This is a genomic window from Salinihabitans flavidus, assembly GCF_900110425.1.
Classification (GTDB): domain Bacteria; phylum Pseudomonadota; class Alphaproteobacteria; order Rhodobacterales; family Rhodobacteraceae; genus Salinihabitans; species Salinihabitans flavidus.
This window is the reverse complement of sequence record NZ_FODS01000003.1, coordinates 1-24,068: the sequence shown is the minus strand read 5'-3', so window position 1 is coordinate 24,068 and position 24,068 is coordinate 1. Positions and strand designations below refer to the sequence as shown.

Here is a 24,068-nt window from a genome sequence, read left to right as displayed (position 1 = left end):
GCCGGGCCTTTTCAGCTTTCGCGACCCATTGCCTTGAGCCGGGCATGAAGCGTGCGGGCGGCGTTGTCTCCCGCCTCCAGCGCATGGACGTAGGCATGGGTCAGATAGAATCCGCAGGCATCGGGGTCGTTCACTGTGTCCGCTGCCTCGGCATAAAGCGCGACAAGAGCTGCGCGATCGCGGCACGCATGTGCGGCCATAAGGCGGGTATGAAGGTCCATCATTCCGCCGCCTCCGATCGGCGTGCGGCGCGGTTTGCCTCAATCCTGCCGGCGACCCAATCGTGAAAGCAATGCGTTGCTCCGTCCATCGCGGGCGAGAAGCGTCCTCCGTCGAAGCCCTCGGCGTGGCGACCGCGTTGCATCCCTTCCACGACGAAAATATCCTCTTCAAAGACGGTCTTCCACTGCGTCGCGTTCTTGGCGCGCATGGCCTCGTCGGTGCGCGGTACGGCATAGTAGATGTGAACGTGTTCCACCGTCTCTTCGAGGCCGAGAGGTTCCAGAACGATCGCGAAAGCGTGGTCGCGATGCACACCAAGCAGCACATTGGGATAGACCGCAATATACTCGGCACCTTCGTTCCAACTGGGGCTCAGGGCGCTGAAGTCCGGGAACACCTCCTCATTGTGCCCACGCAACTGGCGGTACACGCGCGTGCCTTGACCGGAATAGGCGCCGGGCTTTGCGATGTTGTAATGGTCTTCCAGTCGCGAATAGCTGTTCAAACCAGGATGCACCCAGGGCAGGTGGTAGCTTTCGCAGTAGTTCTCTACCGCGAGCTTCCAGTTGGTTTTCACATGAAGTTGAAACCGGCTGTCCGCCCCGCCGTGATACAAGGGTTGATCGAATTCCTGCCAGCGGTCCATCAGATCGGCGTGGACCTGCTCAAAAGGCGCGGCATCGCCCGAGACATTTATGAAGACCACATCACGCCAGATGTGACTGCGCAGTTCGATCAGGCCGAGTTCGTCGCGATTGATGGACTTGTGGGTGTTCTGGCCCGGCCCGCCGACATGCGGTGTTGTGACAAGCCGCCCGTCGGTGGCATAACACCACGAATGGTAGGGACAGCGTATGGCGCCGTCGATCCTGCGCGGCACGTCCACGAGGATCATGCCACGGTGCCGGCATGTATTGTTGAAGACCCGGACATGACCTGTCTTGTCGCGGATCAGCAGCAGCGGCATACCCAGAAAGGTCAGCGGGATCGCGTCACCGGGTTCCGGCACGTCAGAGGCCACGGCAAGCCCGGACCAACCCGCAAATAGTACCGCGCGCTTTTCTTCCTCGAACAGTCGAAGGTCCGTGTAGTGAGCATTGGGCAGACCGTTTGCGGTTTCGACGTCGCGGCGGACGGAAGAAAGTTCGGACTCAAGTGACATTGGCGGCATCTCCCTGCTGATCCCTGCTGAGTCGGCACCAGTCTATTGCCATTCCGCGTCTGTCAATTGCCGCAAGGCGACGCAGAGGCGCGTCGGAAGGATCGAAAGCGACACATGTTGACGACTTTCGGACAGGGGGCTGCGGCCCGTCGGAGGGCTTTTCCAGGGCCGGAACACTCAAGTAAAGGGGAGGTCTGGCCTGAGCAATTTGCGATGATAGGCTGGCAGGTTCTCTATTTTGCAGAAGCCCACGTTGCGCGCCGCATCGAGCACAGCGCCGCGGTTCTTGCCCAGATGCTCATAGACGAGGCGCGCCGCCCGTCGTCCTGTAACGCTCTCGCGGACGGTGCGTGTGGCATAGCCGCTCCAGTAGTGGTTCTGGAAGGACGCGACGCGGCTGAGATAGTTGAAGGAGGTGGCCATGGTATTGCGATGCGATACCAGCGCGGCGACGCCATCCTCCTGCGGCAGAACGATACCTCGGAATTCGCGGGTTTCGGAATCGATGGGCAAACCTTGCTGGCGCATGGCGTCCTTGGCTTCGTATCCTCGGATAAAGGTATGGGATTCCTCGCGAAAAACGTAGATGAGCCCAGTGATGATCAGGTCATCCTCGATAAAACTCAGGCGTGAGAAACGATAGAATCCGTCAGGAAAAACATCCTGTGGGAGATCCTCAATTCCGGCACCGACAAAATCGGCGATAAGCGGGTGGTTGAGAATCCCACGCTGAGTGGAGATACGATTCAAAGGCTCCAGAAGGATGCGGGAGTCGGTGTTGAAAAATGTGCAGATGCGATGCAGCACATCAGGGCGCGGAAAGCTCTCGCCCGATAGATAGCGATTGAACTGGGTTCGATTGATGCCCAGCTCCCGGCAGAGCTGCGATACGGAAGGGTAATCCTTCACAAGAATGCGGAGGTTCTCGCCAAACATTCGCCTGAGATCGGCTGGCGAGTATTGTGACATGTCTCCTGCTTTTCCGCGGTGCAATTCGACCTCCGGTTGCTGTCCCTGTTTCGACACGACTGCTGAATGAACTCAGCGCCAGTTTTTCATTGACCTGACGCTAATTAGCTACAGGTAGACGCAGTTTCGCATCGGAAAAGCGGGAAGTCGACACAATTCCGATGACTTCGACGCGGAAATTTTAATGTCTCTGACAGGCATGATTTGTGAGACTTCCTTGGAAGGCAAAAAGGAGTTTGAACTCAAATGCTTGGAGTCGTTCTTTGGAGCAACGCGAGTGAGAGCAAGGCGGTGATCTGGTGCGAGGATCATGGCAATCTTGCCTTCTTCAGCGGCAATAAATCGCCCGACGGTGATACGCCGGATTTCGATGCGGGGGACCTGGTGCAGTTTGATCTCAGTGAAGAACGGCATCTTCGCTATGCGCGCAATCCCCGTCGAATTGGCCAGAATGCCTATCCCAGCCTCGCAGCGGATCTACAGAGTATGACGATGCAGGAGCAGAGGGAACAGCATCGGCCAGGGCCGAGGGCGACAGAACGTTTCACTTCCGCCAAGATCATCCCGCTACAGCGAAGATCTCAATCAAGACAAAGAGAAACCCTGGTCGCCGTATAGATCGCACCAGAACCGGATCACTTCAAACGCACTAATCAACCACTCACGCAGACGCAGAAAGAGGGCCTCATGAGGCCCTCTTTCACATTGTATATCGCGTGATCATTCTGCGCCGCGTGACAGGGCGGCCACACCCGTGCGTGCCACCTCAAAGAGGCCAAGAGGCCGCATCAGATCTGCGAAGGCGTCGATTTTCTCTGGTGCGCCGGTGATTTCGAAAATGAAACTTTCAAGCGTGCTGTCTACCACATTGGCTCGGAAAATCTCGGCCAGCCGCAGCGCCTCAATCCGTTTGTCGCCGGTGCCCGAAACCTTGAACAGGCCAAGCTCTCGTTCAACGGAACGGCCCTCCACTGTGAGATCATGGACATCGTGAACCGATACGATGCGGCCGAGTTGGGCCTTTATCTGCTCGATCACCTGCGGGGTGCCCGTGGTCACGATGGTGATGCGGCTGAGATGGCCCTGATGGTCGACCTCTGCGACTGTCAGGCTTTCGATATTGTAGCCCCGGCCAGAAAAAAGGCCAATCACCCGGGCCAGAACGCCCGGTTCATTTTCAACCAACACGGCGAGGGTGTGGGTTTCCTGCACGTCCGAAAAGGTCGGGCGCAGGTTGTAGGCCGAATGCTTGGTCGAGCCTTTCTTGATGTGTAGAGCTGCCATCTCATTGTCCCGTCTGTTTCGTCAGGTCCGGAATTCTTGACCAATCCCGGGTGAAATCCGTCGATGAATTCTGCTACACCAAAACCGCGCCAGATGTTTCTATCGCGCCCTTGGTGGACGCTTCACCCAGAAGCATCTTGTTATGCGGTGCACCGCTCGGGATCATCGGAAAGCAGTTCTCGTGCTTTTCGACAAGGCAATCGAAGATCACCGGGCCGTCGTGGTCGAGCATCTCCATGATCGCGTCATCAAGATCCGCCGGGTCAGAACAGGTGATCCCCTTGGCACCGAAGGCTTCGGCCAATTTCACGAAATCGGGCAGGGCTTCGGACCAGCTTTGCGAATAGCGTTCGCCATGAAGCAGTTCCTGCCACTGACGCACCATGCCGAGGCGTTCATTGTTGAGAATGAATTGCTTGACCGGAAGGCGGAATTGCATTGCGGTTCCCAGTTCCTGCATGTTCATCAGCCAGGACGCTTCGCCGGCGACATTGATGACAAGCGCGTCGGGATGGGCCATCTGCACCCCAATGGAGGCCGGAAAGCCGTAGCCCATGGTCCCCAGCCCGCCGGAGGTCATCCAACGGTTGGGGCCTTCGAACCGGAGAAACTGCGCCGCCCACATCTGGTGCTGGCCCACTTCGGTGCAGATGTAGCGATCTCTGTCCTTGGTCAGCGCCTCCAGCCTCTGAAGGGCGTACTGCGGTTTGATAATTGTTTTGCCCTGATCGAATTTCAGGCAGTCAACAGTGCGCCAGTGGTCGATCTTGGCCCGCCATTTGGACAGCGCTTCCTTGTTTGTCTTGCGCCCGCGCGATTTCCAGACCTTGAGCAGGTCTTCAAGCACATGGCCCACATCGCCGATGATCGGGATGTCGGTGCGGATCACCTTGTTGATCGATGAAGGGTCGATGTCGATATGAGCTTTCTTGGAATTCGGACTGAAGGCGTCGATACGGCCCGTGATCCGGTCGTCGAACCGGGCGCCGACGGCGATCATCAGGTCGCAGTCGTGCATTGCCATGTTTGCCTCATAGAGACCGTGCATCCCGAGCATCCCGAGCCAGTGTTTGCCCGAGGCCGGATAGGCGCCGAGACCCATCAGCGTCGAAGTGATCGGGATCCCCGTGGCCTCCACCAGCTCGCGCAGGAGCTGGCTTGCACCGGGGCCGGAGTTGATCACGCCGCCGCCGGTATAGAGGATCGGGCACTCAGCCTCCTCGATCGCCTCCGCAAGCTCGGCTATTGCGGCTAGATCACCTTTTACCTGCGGGTTGTAGTGGCCAATCTTGATTGATTGCGGTGGCATATATGTGGCAGTGGCAAACTGCACGTCCTTGGGTATGTCGATCAGAACCGGACCGGGGCGGCCTGCGCTGGCGACATGAAAAGCCTGATGGATCGTCTGCGAAAGCTGCGCGGTATCCTTTACCAGCCAGTTGTGTTTGGTGCAGGGACGGGTGATGCCGACGGTATCGGCCTCCTGAAAGGCGTCCGAGCCGATCAGAAACGTGGGCACCTGTCCTGAAATCACCAGAATCGGGATGGAATCCATCAGGGCATCAGTCAGCCCGGTCACTGCGTTGGTGGCTCCGGGGCCCGATGTGACAAGGGCCACGCCAACCTTGCCGGTCGAGCGCGCATAGCCTTCGGCGGCGTGCACCGCGCCTTGTTCGTGACGCACCAGAATGTGACGAATGTCGTTCTGTTGAAATACCTCGTCATAAATCGGCAGGACGGCGCCTCCGGGATAGCCGAATACCGTGTCCACACCCTGATCCTTGAGGGCCTGAACCACCATTTTCGCTCCGGTCATCTGACGTGTCATCTGTTTCTCCGTTCCATGACGTCGATCCGTCTTGTCGCACAAAAAAACCCCCGATCATAATGACGGGGGCGCATGGGGTACCGTTATGGACAACCGTTACCGGCCCATGCGCCATTTTCCTACAATTACGATTAGAGGGTTCATTGCGACCGATCTTTCGATTTGCGTGGCGAGACTTTATGAGCCCCCGTCTGGGGCGTCAACCGCCAAAACGGCCATTTGGGTCCATCGGAGTGAGAAATATGTCGCTTCAGTTCGGAGAATCTTTGCGATTGTTGCGCGCGGCATGCGCCACAATGCGCTGAAGCCTTGTCCGACCTGACATTGATTGACTGAGTGACAGCTTGATATTGCGGCAGATTTCCGTCGGTTGCCTGAGCGGTGTGCGCCGCGCGCGCGGTTGGGCGCCCAGAACAAGGGGCGCGCCTGAATTTTACGCGGACCTACCCAGAATTTCATCTTTCAGGGTATTCCCATGACGCGTTCAGGTGGCTAGTCTCGGCTCACTTGAAACGATCCGTCCGGGCGGCGTAAGACCATGCTCGGACAACACCAAAGTTCTGGGAGGAAATGATAAATGGATCGTCGCTCTTTTCTTAAGACTTCTGCACTTGGCGGCTCGGCTGCTGCGGCCACGACGCTGGCGGCTCCGGCCTATGCGCAGGGTAAACGCACTCTGACGATGGTCTCGACGTGGGGTCGTGGCCTTGCAGGTGTGCATGACAGCGCGCAGTATTGCGCGGATCAGATCACCGCGCTGACCGACGGTCAGCTGACAGTCGAGTTGAAAGCCGCTGGTGAGCTGGTCGGTGCCTTCGAAGTGTTCGACGCCGTGGCCGCGGGTCAGGCCGACATGTATCACGCCGTCGACTACTACTTCATGGGGCAGCATCCGGCGCTGTCGTTCTTCTCTCAGGTACCGTTCGGTATGACATTCCAGGAATTCAACAACTGGTATTATCACGACGGTGGCATCGAACTGGCTGATGATCTCTACAGCATCTTCGGGCTGAAATCCTTTGCGGCGGGCAATACCGGGCCCCAGTCCGGCGGCTGGTTCAACAAGGAAATCAACAGCCCCGAAGATTTCCAGGGCCTCAAGTTCCGTATGCCGGGGCAGGGTGGCCAGGTTCTCGGGAAGCTGGGCGCGAGCGTTCAGAACCTGCCGGGTGCGGAAGTGTATCAGGCGCTGGCCTCCGGGGCGATCGACGGCACCGAGTGGATTGGTCCCTGGGCGGATGAGAAGGCCGGCTTCCAGGAGATCACGAACATCTACTACACTGCCGGTTTCCATGAGCCGGGTCCGGTTCTGTCGCTGACGACCAACCGGGAAGTGTTCGACAGCCTGACAACCGCGCAGCAGGCCGCCATCGAACAAACGGCAACCGCGTCGAATCTTTGGACCATGTCGCTCTTCATGGCGAACAACTCCGCCGCATTGCAGCGTTTGCAATCGGGTGGTGTGAAGGTCATGGAGTTCCCCAACAGTGTTTGGGACGCCTTTGGCAAAGCTTCTCAGGAAGTGATTGCTGAACCGATGGACGACGAACTCTACAAGACGATCTATGACAGCTACATGGATTCGATCGCCAGCTCGGCAGCTTGGATCAGCCGATCTGAAGGAACCTATACGGAGCAACGGAACCGCGTCCTCGGCTTGTAAACCGGCCCGGAACAATGAAGATGCGTCCCCGCCAAATGCGGGGGCGTATCCAAAAACTGTAGACGAATGAGCGGTAGGGCGCCTTCGTCACCGAAAAAAATACCTAGGGGAAAACAGGGGCTCTGGTCATGGAAGACACGGCCGCCAACGGGGTATCGGGCGCATTGCTGGACGGGCTGGGCTGGTTGGTCAGCAACATTGTCATGGCCTTTTACAATTTCGGCTATGCGCTGCTCAATCCGCAACTCTGGCTGGATTGGAGCAATAGTGAATCGCTCATCCGGTTCATCTATTACGGTGGGTCGGTCGAGTTCTTCTTTGTCATGTTCACGGCCTTTATCGTGATCACCGTAATCGGCATATGGCGCAGTAGCGTCATGTGGGGATGCGTGCGCGTGCTGGAGGGATTTGCCAACACTGTGGGGCGGTTCTTTGCTTGGGCCGGGCTTCTGATGGTGTTGCAGCAGATCGTGATCGTGTTCATGCAGCGCGTGTTTGCCGCGTCCGAAATTTCGATCGGGTTCGGCACCACGATAACCTTCGATGTGAGCTGGTGGTCCGAAGAACTCAAACTTTACAATGCCATGGTCGTGGCGCTCTGCGTGACCTACACGTTCGTGCAGGGTAGCCATGTGCGGGTCGATCTCTTTTACTCCAATGTGCGGTTTCGCACCAAAAAGGTGATCGACATGTTCGGCGCCCTTTTCTTCATGATGCCGGTGGCGGTGTTGGTGTGGATGTACGGGTGGTTCTTCTTGTGGCGGCACCTCGTGACTCCGAAGGTTTCGGCCAGCGACCAAATTGACCTTCTGATGCGGAAATCGCGGATTCTCAAGTGGAACGTGGAAACAATCGGATTTTCGCCCAATGGCTTTAACGGATACTTCCTGTTCAAGGTGCTGCTCGTAGCCTTTGCAGGGCTGGTGTTCCTGCACGCGATCGCCGTTTTCTACCGTGCTTTCCTCGAATGGAAGGAAGGCATCGGAAGCGAGAACAAGTATCTCGACCGTGACACGCTGGGCACGGGTGAGGAAGCCTATGAAGGCACGCACTGAGATTGAGGGACAGACCTGATGCTATTCGGACTTGATGGGGTCGAACTCGGCCTGATTATCGTCTTTCTCTGCCTCTTCGGGGGCATTCTGTCGGGCTTCCCGGTCGCTTTTGCCATCGGTGGGGCCGGGATTATTTCCTTTGCCATCGTGGCGGCGATGGACAGCGCGGGCCTGTTGATTCATCAGGCGATTGATACATCTTCCGCGATGTATTCCGATCTGGTGGCGCAGGGCGTTCGGCCCGAATCGATTTCGATCTTCCGATACCCGGAGATGCCACGGGTCGCAGAGGCGATTTTCCCGCGGGGTTGGGAAACCGCGATGGACCGCAACCTCAGCTTTATCGTGAACCGGATGAATGAGCGGGTGCTGGCGGGACAGTCGATCGAGACCCTTCTTGCCGTTCTGATGTTCGTGATGATGGGTATCACGCTGGAACGATCAAAGATTGCCAACGATCTTCTGACGACGATGGCGCGGGTCTTTGGCCCGTTGCCCGGGGGGCTTGCCGTTGCGGTCGTTGTGGTCGGGGCGTTTCTTGCGGCCTCTACCGGGATCGTGGGCGCCACGGTGGTGACAATGGGCCTTCTGTCTCTGCCAACCATGCTGCGCAACGGGTATTCGCCGCAACTCGCCACGGGGGTGATTGCGGCTTCGGGCACGCTGGGGCAGATCATTCCGCCCTCGATCGTGATCGTTCTTCTGGGGACGCTGGCGGGTGATCTTTATGCCACAGCCCAGGAGACACGAGCCCAAATGGCGGGTTGTTCGGATGCGCTCACCTATCTTGGCGAGCCGGCGGTGGTGTCGGTTGGCACACTGTTTCAGGCTGCGTTGATTCCGGGTATTCTGCTGGCCGCGCTCTATGCGTTGTATGCGTTCGCCTATGCACTCCTGAATCCGTCAAAGGCCCCGGCGGTGGAGCTTGGTGCGGCGGGGAGTGAGGTGATCACGCGCAACGAGGCTCTGACCTGGTTCCTCGCTATTCCCGGCCTGCTCATCGGAGGCATGATCGTACTGGGCACGGTTGGCGTGATCGGGAGCCAGAACATCAACGTGGACAGCTTCTCCGACGCGGGGCAGACGGCCTCGTTGCGCACCAATGTCGGTGATGAGTGCAAGGCTTCGATGATCGACTTGCACGGTCAGAGCGCCTGGGACGAGGCGGTCGCGGAACAAGCCGCCATTGATGCCGCGGGGGGCGTCGAGCAGGCCCGCGCGCTCTCGGAAGAAGAACAACAAGAGCGGTTCGAGGCAAAGGTCGCCGCTGCGGCCCCCATCGGCACCGGGGTTGCGACGATCTTCCTGCTGCTGTCCCTGACGCTGGCGCTGTCACGCGGGGTGGCGCCCACGGCAGATATCAGTCCGCTTTTGATTGGGGCAATCGGGGTGGTGCTGGGGCTCGCGGCCGATATCCTGTTGATCTCTCCGGTTACAAGTCCGGGGGTAACACTTCTCATACTTGCCATACCGCTCGCGTTGACTCTTTACGGATGCAAGCACGCCGTGGAGCGACTGGCGCAGAACGAATTGCTGCGCGTTGTTTTCCCGCCTTTGGTTCTGATCGTGGCGGTTCTGGGGTCAATCCTCGGCGGAATCACCAATCCGACGCCAGCGGCGGCGCTGGGGGCGGGCGGTGCAATCATGCTGGCCGCCTATCGCAAACTGCAGGAAAACGAAAAGAGCGGCCGGATTATCATCATGGCCGCCTTATCCATCGTCATCATGCTGTTGATCGGGGTGAATTTCGATCTTCGGGTGCACCGTGAGAGTGTCGGCTTTGAAAGCTGGTTGGCGTTTTTCGTGGCGCAGGCGACCTACCTCTTTTCGATCTTCGGGCTGCTTTATGCCTGTTACGTTTTGTTCCGTGGCGGTGTGCTTCGTCCGATCGTACGCGAAACGGCGAAGGTCACGTCAATGGTCTTTGCCATCCTAATCGGCTCGCAGCTTCTCAACCTCGTGGTGATTTCCTTCGGTGGAGAGCACTATATCCAGCAGTTCCTTCAGAGTTTTGATAACGAGTTCAAGGTGTTCCTGATCGTTATGCTTGTTCTGTTCATTCTCGGGTTCGTGCTCGATTTCCTTGAGATCATCTATATCGTGATCCCCATCGTGGGGCCCGTGATTTATGGCGGCACGTTCGATCCCAAGTGGGTCACGATCATGATCGCGGTGAACCTGCAAACCTCGTTCCTGACGCCACCTTTCGGGTTTGCGCTGTTCTATCTGCGTGGGGTCGCGCCGAAAGAGGTGACGACAAGCCACATTTATCGCGGCGTCATGCCATTCGTCCTGATTCAGGTGGTTGGCCTTGCGCTTCTCTGGTTCTTCCCCGAGATCGTGACGATCCTTCCCGACCTTATTCCGAACTGATCACGACATGTGTCCCAAGGAAAAGGGCCGCCTTGAGAGGCGGCCCATTCTTGTGTTCGGGACGCAAATACTGCTCAACGGCACAGCGAGGCAGAAGGCATCCAACCGTTCGGCCAGCCGGAGATCAGGGTTTCCCACGCCTCAGATCGGGCAGAGAGATATTCGCCACCTGCTCGGAGATCGGGTCCACTGATAACGGATGCAGGTCGGCCTCGAATGCATCGGGGTCATTCAGGACGGTCCAACGCCCGCGATAGAAAATCTCAAGACCGGAGAACCGCGACTTGTACCCCATCTTCGGACTGCCGGGCACCCAGTACCCAAGATAAACATACTTCAATCCCGCTTCGCGCGCGATGTCCACGTGATCGAGGATCATGTAGGTTCCAAGCGATTGCTGGGGCAGGTCGGGCTGATAGAAACTGTAGACCATGCTCAACCCGTCCTCGAGCACATCGGTCAGCGATACGGCGGTGAGTGTGTTGTCCTGTCGGTCAATATATTCGACCACACGACTTCGGATCGGCGTTTCCTCGATCATCGCGGCGAATTCGAACACATCCATGTCGGCCATGCCACCATCGGCGTGCCGCTCTTTGAGATAGCTGCAAAACAGGTCGTATTGCTCTTCCGTCGCCCAGGGCGATGTTGCCCGGCGGGCCAGGTGGCGATTGCGTTTAAACAGACGCTTCTGGCTGCGCGAAGGGGTGAATCGCTCAACGTCGATACGTGCCGACAGGCAAAGTGAGCATTCCGAACAGGATGGCCGATAGAGGACATTCTGAGAGCGTCGAAACCCTTGCTGCGAAAGACTGTCGTTGAGAGCCTGCGCATCCTCGCCCTGAAGCGAGGTGAAGAGCTTCCGCTCCATCCGTCCCGCGAGATATGGGCAGGGTTGCGGAGCCGTCACATAGAACTGCGGAGCTATGGGGAGAGAGTGGCGCATGGTGCTTTCGGGTTCGCATTTCAGGGAATTTGTCGAGATGGACGATAGCAACCGATAGCGGGGTCGCCAAGACCTGATCCGCTCTTTGGCTCAATACCGCGCAGCGCGATTGATCGCAACCGTTCCCATCATATGATCGGTCAGCCCCTGTGCCCGCGCCGAGGTGAGCATAAGCACGATGGAGATGAACTGAAGGATGGGAAGAGTGAACGAGATGGAATAGCCCAGCGTGTGAAGAAGCGCTTTCGACAGATCGAAGCGCGTCCCGTCGGTGGCGCGCATCTCGATCGCCACCAGCCGCATCCCCCAAGTGGCCGATCCATTTGCCAGCGTCACGACGCGGTAGGCGAAACCGACCACCAGCACCAGAAACGGAAAGAAGAATATCCCGGTAAAGGCGGTGAGCGGCACGATCAGCACACAGATCACGATGATCACGATCATGTCCGCAACCCATGCGACAAGTCGCTTTACCGGAATGTCGGCATAGAACTCCGGCTGTATTTCAGGGTCGGGGAGGGTGTGGGGGAATGTCATGTTTTCCAATGGGTTACCGTTGCAAAAGCCCCGGGGCAGCGCCCCGGGTCTTGGGTGGCAAGGTCATGCCTGCGGCGCCTCGCGGTCACGGGCATCTGTGGCGCGTTCGTCCATGAACTGATCGAACTCGGCCTTGTCGCGGGCGGCGCGCAGTCTTTCAAGGAAAGACTCGAAATGAGCCTGCTCTTCTTCGAGTCGGCGCAGCGTGTCCTCGCGGTAGGCGTCGAAGGCGGAGTTGCCGGTGCGGCGCAGGGTATCTTGCCGACGGGCATGGCGACGAGTGCAGGATTTGCCAAACATTTGCTTGCTCCAGATCATGTAGAACAGAAGGGCGAGGCCCACGGGCCAGAAGGCGATGAAGCCCAGAACCATGACGGCGATCCAGGCGCCCTTGCCTTTGCTGTCGAGCCAGTCCTCGGCCCGCGCGAGCCAGCTCATCGGGCCGGACGGCGGTGCGGTTGTGGCGTATGATGTCATATCGGTCTCCCGGTTAGAGGTGAATGTATATGCGTTTCACATCACCAAGATTGGAAGAGTCTTTCCGTATTGCAAGAGGTAATGTGAAAAAGTTTCACATAAATTCGAATTACGACGTGAAATCAGCAGCTTGCGCCCCCGTTAATCGAGACAGATCGGCGGGGGCGAGGGGGAATACATGGTGCGGGGTGCCGGCGGCGGCCCAGATGATGTCAAACTCGCACAGGCGCGGATCGAGCCAGGCGCGGATCGGGTTGAGGTGGCCCACCGGCGCCACGCCGCCAATGGCAAAGCCCGTTTGCGCCCGGATGAGTGCCGCATCTGCCTTTCCAAGCGGCTCTCCGGCCAGAGTGGAGGCCTTGGCGTCATTCACCTGATTGCCACCCGCCGTCAGAAACAAGAGCGCCTCGCCGCTTTCCAACCCCTTGAAAATGATGGACTTCGCTATCTGATCGAGGGTGCAGCCCACGCTATCGGCGGCCATCTGGGCGGTGCGGGCAGCGCCGGTTTCCTTGATTTCGGGTGTGATCCCGGCCGCTTCCAGCGCGCCGCGGACGCGCTTCATGCTCTTGCTCATTCCCGCCTCTTCCTCTGCGTGATCCGAAGGCGAGAATGGCGGGGTGGGGCGAAAAATGCAACTGACCCCGAATCATCGGTTAACGTGCTGAAATCACGAAAAAAACCCGTTTCGGTATCACGTCGGTAAAACGTCGGTATTACGTCGGTATCGTTTTTGCCTGACCCCCTGCGGCGGCGACGTTGAACAGACCGCCCGCCCTGTCAGTATCTTGTTAGCAGCCTTCGGGGCGGGGCAACGCCTTGCATGGCGTGCCGGTCAAGCCGCGTCCGTGTCGTCAGACAAGAGCTTGTCCGGTGCGATGCCGCGCTTCTCGGCGCTGGCGCGCACCGCCTTCTGAATCGCTTCGCTGCGGGTGAGAAGGCGCCGGAAGCGTTCTTCGTCAAGCACCAGAAGCGTCGAGGGGGCGATGGCACGCACCTCGGTCCGGCGGGCCTTGCGCAGCAGGATCGCCATCTGTCCGAACATCTCGCCACGGCCAAGCTTCCAGGTTTGGCCGGCACTTTCCAGCTCGACTGCGCCCGACGCGATAAAGAACACGCTTTTCGCCATGCTGTCCTTGCGGATGATGACTTCGCCCGCGTTGACGTAGCGCGTCTGAAGGGCGCGTCCCAGACGCTTCAGCCCGGCGTCGTCGAGATCCGCGAAAAGCGGAAACTGCCGCACGAGTTCAGTCCGCTGAACCGCGATGTCAAGCCGGGGACGCCGTTCCGCCCCGGCCCGGCGCACCGCGAGATCCCGCATGAGCGCGGAGTAGACTTCCGACCCGAAAAGCCCGTCTTCGCGCATGGTGGTGTATTCACGCTCTTCCAGCCGCAGGGCGGTGCGCCGGATGAAACGGCGCTGAAGTTTTTCGACATACCCCGGATACTGAAGGCGCAGCCCTTCCAATGCCGTCTCCATCATCTCGATCCGGCGCGACAGAAGCTCATGCAGCAGATCGGCCACCCGCCGTCCGTGAATACGGCGGATGCGTCCGTCGATGAAGGCACCAAGGTCACGCAGGATCAGCCGTTGCGAGAGCAAAAGCTCGAACCGATCGGCCGTCAGCCGTGCCAGCGGGGACGATAGTCGCAATCGCCGGTGCAGCCAGACTGCTGCCTGAAAGGCTCTCCCATAGGCGATACTGCGTCGCGCGGCGTGCATATAGCCACTACGCCCGCCCGAACGCGCGCCTTCGATCAGCCGATCGGCATCCGAAAGAACCTGCTCTGCCATCCGCGCGGAGATCGTTCGCTCCCGCACTCTGGTAAGGATCGTGTCGCGTTCGTGCCCCGCCAGCGCAATCAGCCCCAGCGTGATGCGGTCCCGATCAAGGATCTCGGCGCTGGCCTCTGCGGTCTTTACCGCCTCATCGAGCCGATCACCGAAGCGCTTGGCTTCCGAGCGCACAATCTCGCGCGTCAACTCATAGTTCTCGGTCGTCTGTGCCACCGCTTCGCGCACGGTCTGAAGCGCCACGGCGACAACCTGCCGTGAAAGGGCTTGATCAATCGGCGACAGCCGGTCGAGGCCGAGCCATCCGATCACAACCCTGAGCGTGGTCCCCTGCACGATCAGCGTAAAGAGAGTGAACCCGGTGGCGAGGATACCGACGACACGCTTGACTTCCACCGGCACGCGGAAGCTTTCGGTCACCGCAAGCGCCAGTGCCAGCGTGACCGCGCCCCGCAGCCCGCCCCAGAGGATCGCAACCCGGTAGGGCCGCTCCACGGCTGGAGAGGCACGCAGCAGCGTCAGAAGAGGCAGAAGCCCGAACAGGATCACGGCACGCGCCGCAATGGCCGCGAGGATCACCACGCCAATCAGCACGAAATCCGAAAGACGAACCTCTTCGAGAAGTCGCGGGATCAGAAGCGCGGCCAGAATGAAGATCAGCGCCCCGGCCCAATGCGCCAGCAGACCCCAGACCTCACGAAGGTTGGCCCAAGCCTGTGGCGGCAGGCGTCCGGGTCCGGTCAGGTTCAGCGTCAGACCGGCCGCGACGACAGCAATCACGCCAGAGGCGCCGATACTCTGTTCTGCCCCGATGTAGACGAGGTAGGGAAGGGCCACCGAGATCGAGATCTGCGCGAGTTCATGATGCGCAAAGAGGGCCATGACCCACACCGCGATGCGCGCGGCCAGCCAGCCGATCAGCGCCCCGCCAACGATCAGGAGCGGGAAGCGCGCCAGAGCGTCGGTCAGGGCCGGATCCGGCGCACCCAGCATCACGAACCCCATGAAGAGGCCAAAAAGCGCAATGGCAGCCGCATCGTTCAGCAGGCTTTCGCCCTCGATGATCCGCGCGAGCCTGCGCGGGGCCGAAATTGATCGGAATATCGAGACAACCGCCGATGGATCGGTCGTGGACACGATCGCGCCGATCAGCAGGCAGGCCGCCAACGGCAGGGCGCTTGCCCATGACAACGCGTAGCCGACCGTCAGCGTGGCAACGACCACGGCCACCACCGCCAGAACGAGGATGGGCACCCAGTCGTCAAGCATTCGCCGCAGGTTCATCCCCAGCGTCGCCTGAAACAGCAGTGTTGGCAGAAACACGTAGAGAAACACATTCGAGCGGATCGGCAGGCCGAGGATCGCTTCGGCCACGGGATTGAGCGCATCTGTCAACTCGGTGCGCAGAAAGAAGATCGCCCCGACGCCAATCAGAATCCCGAGAGCGGCCAGGATCACGCTGTAGGGCAAACGCATCCGTGCGGCCAAAGGCTCCGCCACCCCAATGACAAGGAAAAGCGATGCGATGACCGTTGTGATCAGAACGATGTCCATGGATACCGAATAGCCGGAAAATCAGGTGTTGGAAAAGGACTCATGCGATTTGCGGTGCCCTTCAATCCATCCCGGTCGCTGATTTGCGGTATTGGTGTGCCCTTCGCAGAACGGGTGGGCAGGGCCGATCGGAAAACGGTTTGTGCAAAATGGCCGGCCGGCGGGGCGGGGGCGCGGACCGTCAGGGCCGTCTTCGCTATTCCGCCATATGGCAGGCGACGCGCGTTTGGCCGATCTTGCGCATCTCGGGGCGCTCCTGACTGCAACGCGGGATCGCAAGGGGGCAACGCGGGTGAAAGGCGCAGCCGCTTGGTGGATTGATCGCATCGGGTATCTCACCCTTGGGGGGCTCCACCTCGCGGCCGAAGGCGTCCATGCGCGGCGCCGCGTCGAACAGCATCTGTGTGTAGGGATGCTTCGGGGCGCTGAAGAGCCTGTCGCGCGGGGCCTCTTCGACAAGGCGCCCAAGGTAGAGCACCCCGATCATATCCGCCATGTGATGCACCACGGTGAGGTCGTGACTGATGAAAAGATAGGTGAGCCCGAATTCCTCGCGCAGGTCGGACATGAGGTTCAGGACCTGGCTTTGCACCGACACGTCGAGGGCGGAGGTCGGTTCGTCGCAGACGATGATCTTCGGCTCTGACGACAGGGCGCGGGCGATGCAGATACGTTGACGTTGCCCGCCCGAAAACTCATGGGGATATTTGCCGGCATCCGCCGCCGACAACCCGACCTGTTCGAGAAGCCTCTCGGCCAGCCCCGCAGTCTTTCCACCCCGTGCGGCGACCGGCTCGGCGATAATGTCGCGCACGCGCCAGCGAGGGTTCAGCGAGGCATAGGGATCCTGAAAGATCATCTGGATATCGGCGCGCACGGCGTCGATCTTGTCCGCGTCGCTCTCGCTTGCCAGATCGACGCCTTCGACCTCCACCGTGCCCTCGGAGGGCGCCACCAGCCCGACGATGATTTTCCCGATCGTGGATTTGCCCGATCCGCTTTCGCCAACCAGCGCATAGACGCTGTTGCGCTCGACATCGAAACTCACCTCCGACACGGCGGTGAGCAGCGCCTTGGGCTGCCGTTCGATCATCCGGTTGAGCCATGGTTTCGATACATCGAAGATGCGGGTCAGATTCTCGACCTTGATGATCGCGCTCATGCCTTCGCCTCCTCTTTGGCGGCCGTGTTCAGAGGAAACCAGCACGCGGCGCGGCCGTCACATCGTTTCAGCGTTGGCCCCGGTTCCTGTCGGCAACGATCCTGCGCATAGTCGCAGCGGGGGGAAAAGGCGCAGCCGCCGGGCAAGGCGCCAAGGCGCGGCATGGCACCCGGGATCTGGCGCAGGCGTTTGCGGCCCTGGCTGGCCAGCGGTGTCGATTCCATGAGGCCGGCCGTATAGGGGTGACGGGCGTTTGTGAGCACCTCGCGCACCGGGCCAAGCTCGGCCATTCGCCCGGCATACATCACCGCCACGCGATCGGCGGCCTCTGCGATGACGCCCATGTCGTGCGTCACCAGCATGACCGCGACACCCCGATCGCGGCAAAGCCGCTTGAGCAGCGCGATGATCTGCGCCTGAACCGACACGTCAAGCGCGGTGGTCGGCTCATCGGCAATCACCAGATCGGGTTCGGCGCAGAGGGCCAGCGCGATCACCACGCGCTGCCGCATCCCGCCGGAGAATTCGTGCGGATAGCTGCCGATCCGTTGCCTTGCGGCGGGAATGCCCACTTCTTCCAGTGCCGCGATGGCGCGTTTGCGTGCCTCCTGCTGGGTCACGTTCAGATGTTCGAGGATAGTTTCGGAGAGTTGATCGCCCACCGTCAGCAGTGGATTGAGAGAGGTTTGCGGATCCTGAAAGATCATGCCCATCCGCTTGCCGCGCAGGCGGCGCAGCGCGTCGCCCTTCAACTTGTGAACAGGCGTGCCGGACAACAGGACCTCGCCGGACACGATGCGCGCGGGCGGGTCCAGAAGGCCAATCACGGCGTTCCCGGTCATGGACTTGCCGGCGCCGGATTCGCCCACCACCCCCATGATTTCACCGGCATGGATATCAAAGCTCATATCGTCCACCGGACGTAGCACCCCGTGGCGCGTCGGGATTTCGACCGTGAGGTCGCGGACGGAAAGGACGGGTGTGTCTGTCATCTCAGCCTCGGGTTCAGGGCATCGCGCAGCCAGTCTCCCATCAGGTTGATCGACAGCGCCAGCGCCAGAAGAGTGGTGGCCGGGAAGAGCAGGATCCACCATTCGCCCGAAAACATGAACTCCTGCCCGATGCGGATCAGCGTGCCAAGGCTTGGCTTGGTCGGGGGCGCGCCCACGCCAAGAAAGCTCAACGTCGCCTCGGCGATAATGGCCAGTGCCAGCGAAATGGTCGCGATCACCAGAACCGGGTTCAGAACGTTTGGCAGGATATGGCGCAGCATGATAGCAAACGGCGACCGCCCGATCAGTTTCGCCGCCTGCACGTATTCCTTGTTCTTCTCGACCAGAGTGGCACCGCGCACCACGCGGGCGAACTGCACCCAGTCGCTCAGGCCGATGGCAAGGATCAGCACCCAGATCGCCATTTCGTTGCGGTATTCGGGGGGCGTGATTCCCTTGGCAATTCCGAAGATCAGCATCGCCACGAGGATTGCCGGGAATGTCAGCTGCACGTCGGCAACGCGCATGATGATGGATTCCGTCCACCCCCCGACATATCCCGCCATCAGGCCAAGCATCACGCCCAGCAGCATGGCCAGCAGAACCGCGGACACCCCCACGAAGAGCGATATGCGCATCCCGTAGAGGATGGTGGAAAACACGTCGCGCCCCTGATCGTCCGTGCCCAGAAGGAACAGCTCGCCGGTGAACTCATTGGCCTGGCCGGGCGGGGTAAAGCCATTCATCAGATTCAGAGTGGCGGGGTTGAAGGGGTTGTGCGGCGCGATCAGCGGCGCAAAAACCGCGCCGAGGATCAGGATCATCACGACGCCAAAGGCCGCCACGGCCACGGGCGAATGGCGGAAGGACCAGGTGAAATCGCTCTGCCAGGCCCGGCGGAGCCGGGACGGTCGCGCGCCGGCGCGCGTTTCGACACGTGTTTCCGCCATGTCAGTGTCCCCCGGTGGTGCGGTCGGCCCGAAGCCGCGGGTCGATCGCGAAATAGAGCATGTCGACGATCAGGTTGATGCCCACGAACATCACCGAGATCATCATCAGATAGGCCGCCATCACAGGGATATCGACAAACTGGATCGCGTTGATGAACAAAAGCCCGACACCCGGCCACTGGAAAACGGTTTCGGTGATGATCGCAAAGGCGATGATGCTGCCCACTTGCAGCCCCATCACGGTGACCACCGGCACCAGCGTGTTCTTCAGCGCATGACGGAAGTTGATGGATTTCTCGCGGATACCGCGCGCGCGTGCAAAGCGGATATAGTCCATGCGCAGCACTTCCAGCATCTCGGTGCGCACCAGCCGCATGATGAGCGTCATCTGGTAGAGCCCCAATGTGACCGCCGGCAGGATCAACGCCTTCAGACCGCTTTCGGTCAGGAATCCCGTTGTCCAGCCGCCGATGCGTGTCACCTCGCCCCGTCCGAAACTCGGCAGCCAGCCCAGCTCGACCGAAAAGACATAGATCAGCAGGATCCCGATCAGGAAGGTGGGCAGCGACACCCCGATCAGCGAGGCCGTCATGACCACGTTGGCGGAAACTCCGCGCCTGTTGATCGCGGTGAAAATCCCAAGGGCGATTCCGCCGACAAGCGCCATAAGTCCCGATACGAAGGCCAGCTCCAGCGTGGCGGGCAGGCGCTCTATCATGATCTCGGCGACCGGGCGTCCCTGACGATAGCTCAGCCCGAAATTCCCCTGCGCGGCCTGCTCCAGAAAGCGCCAGTATTGCACCACGAAGGGCTTGTCGAGGCCCAGCTGGACGCGCAGCCGCTCTATGTCGGCCTGTGTGCGTTCCTGTCCGAGCATGTTGTCGATGGGGTCGCCGACAAAGTGGAACATGGCGAACGCGACCAGCCCCACGACCAGCAGCACCAGCACCGATTGTCCGACACGTCGTATGATATAGGCCAGCATGCAGGGGGGTCCGATTCCGGTCAGACAGAGGGCGGCGGGACACAGGCCCGCCGCCCGTCCGGTCTTAGTTCATGGTGAAGTATTTCATCTTCGGATCGTCTTCGGGGCTCACTTCGATGCCCACCTGTTCGGTCATGCCCCAGTTGAGCACCTGGTGGTGAATGGGCAGGTAAAGCACCTCGTCCTGCACCTCTTCCCAGATTTCCGCGATCATGGCGTCGCGCTTCTCCAGATCGGTTTCCGACGACAGGCTCTCGATCTTGGCGTCCAGCTCGGGGTTGGAATAGCCGGTGCCGTTCCAGCTGCCACGATCCTCGCCTCGCGTGTGCACGAGGAAGTTGAAGATGTATTCACTGTCATAGGTCGGCACGCCCCAGCCCAGCATGTAGAAATCCGTCCCGCCAGAGGAGATCAGCGGGAAGTGTTGTGCCTTGGGCTTGGCATCGAGGTTCACGGTGATGCCGATCTGGCCGAACATGCCCACGGCGGCCTGACAGATCGCCTCGTCGTTGACGTAGCGGTCATTCGGGCAATCGAGCTGGATCGAGAAGCCGTCGCCATAGCCGGCCTCTTCCATCAGCGATTTTGCCTTATCGACATCCGTTTCGATCGAATCCATCTCTTCGGTCCAGCCATTGACGAAGGGCGGCGCGATCATGCCTGCCGGCTCGCTCTGGCCGCGCATGACCACCTGCTTGATGGCGTCGCGGTTGATGGCGAGATTCATCGCCCGGCGCACGCGCACATCGGCCAGCGGGTTCTCCCCCTCGACATTGTCATTGTCGATATCATCCGGTCCGAGGTGCAGCCCGAAGAAGATCGTGCGGTTCTGCGGCGCGGTCTTGACCAGAAGGCCTTGCGTGTTGTCCACGCGTTCCAGATCCTGCACGGGCACGTCCTGAATGAAGTCGACCTCGCCCGACAGAAGCGCGGCCACCCGCGTGGCTGCGTTCTGAATCGGGGTATAGACGATCTCGCTCACTTCCATGGGGAACTGGTCCATGCCCCAGTAGTCGTCGTTGCGGGACAACACGGTCTTCACGTCCGGTTCACGGCTGACCAGCTTGAACGCGCCGGTTCCGTTGGCGTTGGTCGTGGCATAGGTCTTTTCGCCACCATCCACATCCTGAACATCAACAACGTCGTTGTCCTCGGCCCAGCCGCTGTCCATCATGAACAGATTGGTCAGGTTCGACGGAAGGATCGGGTTTGGCCCATCGGTCACGAATTCCACCGTGTGATCATCAACCGCGCGCACCTCGACGATCGAGGAGAGCAGTTCCTTCATCCCCGACCGTTCCTTCTTCGCGCGATTGATCGAAAACACCACATCCTCGGCGGTAAATTCCGCGCCGTCATGGTAGGTCACACCCTGCCGAAGGTTGAATACCCATACATTCGGGTCGTCTTCGCTGGGGGCCCAATCGGTGGCCAGGGCGGCCTCGAACGCGCCGGTCATGTCACGGATGATCAGCGGCTCATAGATCTGATGCGCCAGCGTATGGGTTGGCCCTTCGTTCTGCGCATGCGGATCAAGGGTGAGCGAATCGCCCGCTCGTGCCCAGCGCAAGGTCTCGGCCGATGCACCGATCGCGGTGCCGGCCAGGAGCGCGGCGGTAAGTAAAATCGATTTTGTCATGATTGTCTCCCTGTCTACAATTCCGGATGTCGACCCGGAAAGATGTATCCACCATACGCAAATCTGTCGCTCCTTCAACTAAGCCGTTTGGTCAACCGGGCGATCTGTCGTCCCCCGGTGGGCCATGACCCATTGTTGCGAAATTGCGCGATTTTCCCGCAAAGCCAACTGTTCCGCCTGAGGCGATTGCGCGGAAAAGGGGTCTGTCTTAGCCTAGCAGCAACATATTTGAAGGATTGGGTGACATGCGCAGTTCGATTTGCCTCGTGATCTTTCTGGCGCTTGGAAACACCCCGCCGGGGTCCGCCAGCGCCCAGGCGATGAGCGGCGCCATGCTCGCAACCGAGATGATCAGGATCGACGCCCTGGTGGAGACATCGCCGCGCCGGGCGCTCGATGATGTCGAGGCGTTGCTTGCGCGCGCCGGCATCGGTGCCAGCCCGGAGAATCGCCCGCAGTTCGACCTTCTGCTGATGCGGGCCCGATTGCTGCGGGACACCCGCCAGACGCGAGAGGCCGCGATGCTTTTGGCCGAGCTTGGCCAACTGGCCGAAGGCGCGGCGGCGGCCTGGCATGACCCGATCAGCCTGTTCGAGCAAGCGGCCCGATTGTTCGAGGAGGCCGGCGAGCTGGCCGCCGCCCGCCGTCAGATCATCGCGATCATGCGGGTCCTGCGCGCCTCTGCCGCGTCCGAGCAGGACCTGGCCGCACGGCGCGGCGAGCGGGATCGCCTGACCGCCCTGATGGAGGGCAGCAGCTCCGCCATGAGCAACACTTTTGCCGCCACGCCAAGCCCGATGCCGTTCGCGGCGTCGCCGCCGGCCGCCGCACCGCCCGCCGCCGCATCGCCCGCCCGCCCCGCATCGGAACAGGGCTATCACACGGTTGACGTCTACTACGCGACTGACCGCGCCCGCACGGGCAACACCCGGCCCGCTGATTTCTACGGCGCAGGGCGCGGCACGCTGGAAACCGGAATGGTCACCGTGACCATTCCCGATACCCATACGCCCGGCGAGATCGAGGCGCCGTCGGTCTGGCGGCTGGAATTCTCGCCCTCGCCCACCCGTCACATGACCCTTCAGAGCATCGAACCGCTGGAGGGGGACGATTTCTTCGCGCGCATGAATGGCGAGTTCCGCGATGCGCCGGAGCGCGACGCCTTTGTTTTCGTGCATGGATTCAACGTGCGCTTCGACGCGGCGGCGAAACGCGCCGCGCAACTGGCCTTTGACATGCGCTATCCGGGGGTGCCGGTGCTTTATTCGTGGCCATCGCAAGGGCGCACGGCGGCCTATATCGCCGACACGGCAGTGGTGCGCCTGTCCGGGCGCCGTCTTGCCGATTTCCTGCAAGATGTCGTCGATCGGTCGGGGGCCAGGCAGATTCACCTCGTGGCGCACAGCATGGGCAACAGGGCCCTGACCGACGCGCTGGAGCTTCTGTCGCTGCGCAACGGGCTGCCGGAGGGAGGAGACCCGCTCTTCGGGCAGGTGATCTTCGCGGCGCCGGACGTGGATGCGGGCCTTTTCGAGGCGATGCTGCCCACGATGCGCCCGACCGCCGAGCGCATGACGCTCTATTCATCCGAGGCAGACTGGGCACTCGAAACCTCGCGGCGGTTGCATGGCAACCTGCGGCGGGCAGGGCAGGGCGGTGAGGATACGCTCGTCTCTCCGCTGATCGACAGCATCGACATGTCCGATCTTGGAGAGGACTTTCTCGCACACGGCTACTTCGCCGACGATCCCTCGGCGCTGGCCGATCTGATGCTGATGTTCTGGCGGAACCTGCCACCGGGGGCGCGCTGCGGCCTGAGCGCCGGGGCGCAGGACATCCCGATCTGGCGCTACCGGATCGGAACCTGTCCTTCTCGGGAAATCGTGCCGCTTCTTGCACATGCCATGCGCGGGCAGATCACGAGCGCAGAGGATCTGCGCCGCATCATGGATGAAAACCCGTCTTCCGTGGACGAAGCCAGTTTGGAGCGTGCGCTCATAACGATGGAATCGTTCTTGCGGAATTGACGTGGCGCAGGGCGTTCCGGGCAGGTGCATGCCCGGGCCGCAAGCGACCCGGGCAGAATGACGACAGCGGACCGCAAAGCGTTCCGGCTTCGGCACGCCTAGGTGTTTAGTCCCGGCATCTGGTGGATCGGATTTAGGATGAAACGATCCGGCTCTGAGGTCCAGACCTTGCAGATGTATTCGTAGGGCGTGAGGCCGCCGAGAGTTTTGAGCCGCCGGGCGAAATTGTAGGCTGCCATGAAGTCTGTGAGGTGCGTGCGTAGCTGATTGTGGCTGTCGTAGTGGAAGCGCTTGACCGTCGCGTCCTTGATCGTGCGGTTCATCCTCTCGACCTGGCCGTTGGTCCATGGATGGTTGGGTTTGGTCAGCCGGTGCTCGATGCCGTTCGCCTCACAGATCATGTCGAAGCGCATCGGCCGGGAGATGATCGTGTTCCGGTTCCTCGGCT

At 60.4% G+C, this 24,068-nt stretch carries 21 protein-coding genes; 5 read left to right on the top strand and 16 right to left on the bottom strand.

The window, feature by feature from the left end:
• Positions 1 to 11 precede the first annotated feature (11 nt).
• The 3 genes from BMW66_RS03495 to BMW66_RS03485 form a co-directional block, all read right to left on the bottom strand.
• The gene (locus BMW66_RS03495) at positions 12 to 224 is read right to left on the bottom strand and encodes a hypothetical protein (RefSeq protein ID WP_175483154.1); all 213 of its coding nucleotides are present in this window, start codon (positions 222 to 224) and stop codon (positions 12 to 14) included.
• Entirely contained in the window at positions 221 to 1,384 is a 1,164-nt protein-coding gene (locus BMW66_RS03490; RefSeq protein WP_093115472.1) for an aromatic ring-hydroxylating oxygenase subunit alpha, read from the bottom strand. The genes BMW66_RS03495 and BMW66_RS03490 overlap by 4 nt, the downstream gene beginning before the upstream one ends.
• 177 nt (positions 1,385 to 1,561) lie before the next feature.
• Entirely contained in the window at positions 1,562 to 2,320 is a 759-nt protein-coding gene (locus BMW66_RS03485; protein WP_093115470.1) for a helix-turn-helix domain-containing protein, read from the bottom strand.
• A gap of 279 nt (positions 2,321 to 2,599) precedes the next feature.
• Between BMW66_RS03485 and BMW66_RS03480 the strand changes: the two genes are divergently transcribed.
• A complete protein-coding gene (locus tag BMW66_RS03480) occupies positions 2,600 to 2,971 on the top strand; it encodes a hypothetical protein (protein ID WP_093115468.1) in 372 nt (123 codons plus the stop codon).
• Between the two features lie 102 nt (positions 2,972 to 3,073).
• On the opposite strand, the gene ilvN is transcribed toward BMW66_RS03480, so the two are convergent.
• Complete coding sequence (gene ilvN / locus BMW66_RS03475) at positions 3,074 to 3,637, bottom strand: acetolactate synthase small subunit (RefSeq protein ID WP_093115466.1); 564 nt, start codon at positions 3,635 to 3,637, stop codon at positions 3,074 to 3,076.
• Between the two features lie 73 nt (positions 3,638 to 3,710).
• Entirely contained in the window at positions 3,711 to 5,465 is a 1,755-nt protein-coding gene (locus BMW66_RS03470) for an acetolactate synthase 3 large subunit (protein WP_093115464.1), read from the bottom strand.
• A gap of 577 nt (positions 5,466 to 6,042) precedes the next feature.
• Here BMW66_RS03470 and BMW66_RS03465 point away from each other — a divergent pair.
• The 3 genes from BMW66_RS03465 (at position 6,043) to BMW66_RS03455 (ending at position 10,556) form a co-directional block, all read left to right on the top strand.
• The gene (locus BMW66_RS03465; RefSeq protein ID WP_093115462.1) at positions 6,043 to 7,128 is read left to right on the top strand and encodes a TRAP transporter substrate-binding protein; all 1,086 of its coding nucleotides are present in this window, start codon (positions 6,043 to 6,045) and stop codon (positions 7,126 to 7,128) included.
• 128 nt (positions 7,129 to 7,256) lie between these two features.
• The gene (locus tag BMW66_RS03460; RefSeq protein WP_093115460.1) at positions 7,257 to 8,183 is read left to right on the top strand and encodes a TRAP transporter small permease subunit; all 927 of its coding nucleotides are present in this window, start codon (positions 7,257 to 7,259) and stop codon (positions 8,181 to 8,183) included.
• An 18-nt stretch (positions 8,184 to 8,201) separates the two neighbouring features.
• Positions 8,202 to 10,556, top strand: coding sequence for a TRAP transporter large permease (locus BMW66_RS03455; RefSeq protein ID WP_093115457.1), 2,355 nt, complete (start codon positions 8,202 to 8,204; stop codon positions 10,554 to 10,556).
• A 124-nt stretch (positions 10,557 to 10,680) separates the two neighbouring features.
• Here BMW66_RS03455 and BMW66_RS03450 read toward each other — a convergent pair whose 3' ends face one another.
• The 10 genes from BMW66_RS03450 to BMW66_RS03405 all read right to left on the bottom strand — a co-directional run bounded on the left by BMW66_RS03450 (position 10,681) and on the right by BMW66_RS03405 (position 21,593).
• Positions 10,681 to 11,502, bottom strand: a complete 822-nt coding sequence (locus BMW66_RS03450) for an arginyltransferase (protein WP_093115455.1) — start codon at positions 11,500 to 11,502, stop codon at positions 10,681 to 10,683.
• 90 nt (positions 11,503 to 11,592) lie between these two features.
• Complete coding sequence (locus tag BMW66_RS03445) at positions 11,593 to 12,039, bottom strand: RDD family protein (RefSeq protein ID WP_093115894.1); 447 nt, start codon at positions 12,037 to 12,039, stop codon at positions 11,593 to 11,595.
• Positions 12,040 to 12,102: 63 nt separating this feature from the next.
• Positions 12,103 to 12,516 carry a DUF2852 domain-containing protein gene (locus tag BMW66_RS03440; RefSeq protein WP_093115453.1) on the bottom strand — a complete coding sequence of 138 codons (414 nt, stop codon included), beginning with the start codon at positions 12,514 to 12,516 and terminating at the stop codon, positions 12,103 to 12,105.
• Between the two features lie 109 nt (positions 12,517 to 12,625).
• Positions 12,626 to 13,093, bottom strand: coding sequence for a YbaK/EbsC family protein (locus BMW66_RS03435; RefSeq protein WP_093115451.1), 468 nt, complete (start codon positions 13,091 to 13,093; stop codon positions 12,626 to 12,628).
• 258 nt (positions 13,094 to 13,351) lie between these two features.
• On the bottom strand, positions 13,352 to 15,865 hold the full coding sequence (locus BMW66_RS03430; RefSeq protein ID WP_093115449.1) for a cation:proton antiporter: 2,514 nt from the start codon (positions 15,863 to 15,865) through the stop codon (positions 13,352 to 13,354).
• Between the two features lie 196 nt (positions 15,866 to 16,061).
• Positions 16,062 to 17,027 carry an ABC transporter ATP-binding protein gene (locus tag BMW66_RS03425; RefSeq protein ID WP_093115447.1) on the bottom strand — a complete coding sequence of 322 codons (966 nt, stop codon included), beginning with the start codon at positions 17,025 to 17,027 and terminating at the stop codon, positions 16,062 to 16,064.
• On the bottom strand, positions 17,024 to 18,019 hold the full coding sequence (locus BMW66_RS03420; RefSeq protein ID WP_093115445.1) for an ABC transporter ATP-binding protein: 996 nt from the start codon (positions 18,017 to 18,019) through the stop codon (positions 17,024 to 17,026). The genes BMW66_RS03425 and BMW66_RS03420 overlap by 4 nt, the downstream gene beginning before the upstream one ends.
• Positions 18,016 to 18,969 carry an ABC transporter permease gene (locus BMW66_RS03415; RefSeq protein ID WP_093115443.1) on the bottom strand — a complete coding sequence of 318 codons (954 nt, stop codon included), beginning with the start codon at positions 18,967 to 18,969 and terminating at the stop codon, positions 18,016 to 18,018. Before BMW66_RS03415 ends, BMW66_RS03420 begins: the two co-directional genes overlap by 4 nt.
• A 1-nt stretch (position 18,970) precedes the next feature.
• Positions 18,971 to 19,954, bottom strand: coding sequence for an ABC transporter permease (locus tag BMW66_RS03410; protein WP_093115441.1), 984 nt, complete (start codon positions 19,952 to 19,954; stop codon positions 18,971 to 18,973).
• Positions 19,955 to 20,018: 64 nt separating this feature from the next.
• Entirely contained in the window at positions 20,019 to 21,593 is a 1,575-nt protein-coding gene (locus BMW66_RS03405; protein ID WP_093115439.1) for an ABC transporter substrate-binding protein, read from the bottom strand.
• Between the two features lie 245 nt (positions 21,594 to 21,838).
• On the opposite strand from BMW66_RS03405, the gene BMW66_RS03400 reads away from it, so the two are divergent.
• A complete protein-coding gene (locus BMW66_RS03400; protein WP_093115436.1) occupies positions 21,839 to 23,620 on the top strand; it encodes an alpha/beta hydrolase in 1,782 nt (593 codons plus the stop codon).
• A 98-nt stretch (positions 23,621 to 23,718) separates the two neighbouring features.
• Here BMW66_RS03400 and BMW66_RS03395 read toward each other — a convergent pair.
• Positions 23,719 to 24,068: integrase core domain-containing protein (locus BMW66_RS03395; protein WP_139196116.1), on the bottom strand; the 350-nt coding region annotated here is incomplete at its 5' end.

Excerpts from the sequence above, each read along its gene's own strand:
- BMW66_RS03490 (WP_093115472.1), bottom strand. The coding sequence starts at position 1,384 with ATGTCACTTGAGTCCGAACTTTCTTCCGTCCGCCGCGACGTCGAAACC.
- BMW66_RS03465 (WP_093115462.1), top strand. The coding sequence starts at position 6,043 with ATGGATCGTCGCTCTTTTCTTAAGACTTCTGCACTTGGCGGCTCGGCT.
- BMW66_RS03480 (WP_093115468.1), top strand. The coding sequence starts at position 2,600 with ATGCTTGGAGTCGTTCTTTGGAGCAACGCGAGTGAGAGCAAGGCGGTG.
- BMW66_RS03430 (WP_093115449.1), bottom strand. The coding sequence starts at position 15,865 with ATGGACATCGTTCTGATCACAACGGTCATCGCATCGCTTTTCCTTGTC.
- BMW66_RS03410 (WP_093115441.1), bottom strand. The coding sequence starts at position 19,954 with ATGCTGGCCTATATCATACGACGTGTCGGACAATCGGTGCTGGTGCTG.
- BMW66_RS03450 (WP_093115455.1), bottom strand. The coding sequence starts at position 11,502 with ATGCGCCACTCTCTCCCCATAGCTCCGCAGTTCTATGTGACGGCTCCG.
- BMW66_RS03440 (WP_093115453.1), bottom strand. The coding sequence starts at position 12,516 with ATGACATCATACGCCACAACCGCACCGCCGTCCGGCCCGATGAGCTGG.
- BMW66_RS03495 (WP_175483154.1), bottom strand. The coding sequence starts at position 224 with ATGATGGACCTTCATACCCGCCTTATGGCCGCACATGCGTGCCGCGAT.
- BMW66_RS03400 (WP_093115436.1), top strand. The coding sequence starts at position 21,839 with ATGCGCAGTTCGATTTGCCTCGTGATCTTTCTGGCGCTTGGAAACACC.
- BMW66_RS03405 (WP_093115439.1), bottom strand. The coding sequence starts at position 21,593 with ATGACAAAATCGATTTTACTTACCGCCGCGCTCCTGGCCGGCACCGCG.
- BMW66_RS03485 (WP_093115470.1), bottom strand. The coding sequence starts at position 2,320 with ATGTTTGGCGAGAACCTCCGCATTCTTGTGAAGGATTACCCTTCCGTA.
- ilvN (WP_093115466.1), bottom strand. The coding sequence starts at position 3,637 with ATGGCAGCTCTACACATCAAGAAAGGCTCGACCAAGCATTCGGCCTAC.
- BMW66_RS03420 (WP_093115445.1), bottom strand. The coding sequence starts at position 18,019 with ATGACAGACACACCCGTCCTTTCCGTCCGCGACCTCACGGTCGAAATC.
- BMW66_RS03460 (WP_093115460.1), top strand. The coding sequence starts at position 7,257 with ATGGAAGACACGGCCGCCAACGGGGTATCGGGCGCATTGCTGGACGGG.
- BMW66_RS03455 (WP_093115457.1), top strand. The coding sequence starts at position 8,202 with ATGCTATTCGGACTTGATGGGGTCGAACTCGGCCTGATTATCGTCTTT.
- BMW66_RS03425 (WP_093115447.1), bottom strand. The coding sequence starts at position 17,027 with ATGAGCGCGATCATCAAGGTCGAGAATCTGACCCGCATCTTCGATGTA.
- BMW66_RS03470 (WP_093115464.1), bottom strand. The coding sequence starts at position 5,465 with ATGACACGTCAGATGACCGGAGCGAAAATGGTGGTTCAGGCCCTCAAG.
- BMW66_RS03435 (WP_093115451.1), bottom strand. The coding sequence starts at position 13,093 with ATGAGCAAGAGCATGAAGCGCGTCCGCGGCGCGCTGGAAGCGGCCGGG.
- BMW66_RS03415 (WP_093115443.1), bottom strand. The coding sequence starts at position 18,969 with ATGGCGGAAACACGTGTCGAAACGCGCGCCGGCGCGCGACCGTCCCGG.
- BMW66_RS03445 (WP_093115894.1), bottom strand. The coding sequence starts at position 12,039 with ATGACATTCCCCCACACCCTCCCCGACCCTGAAATACAGCCGGAGTTC.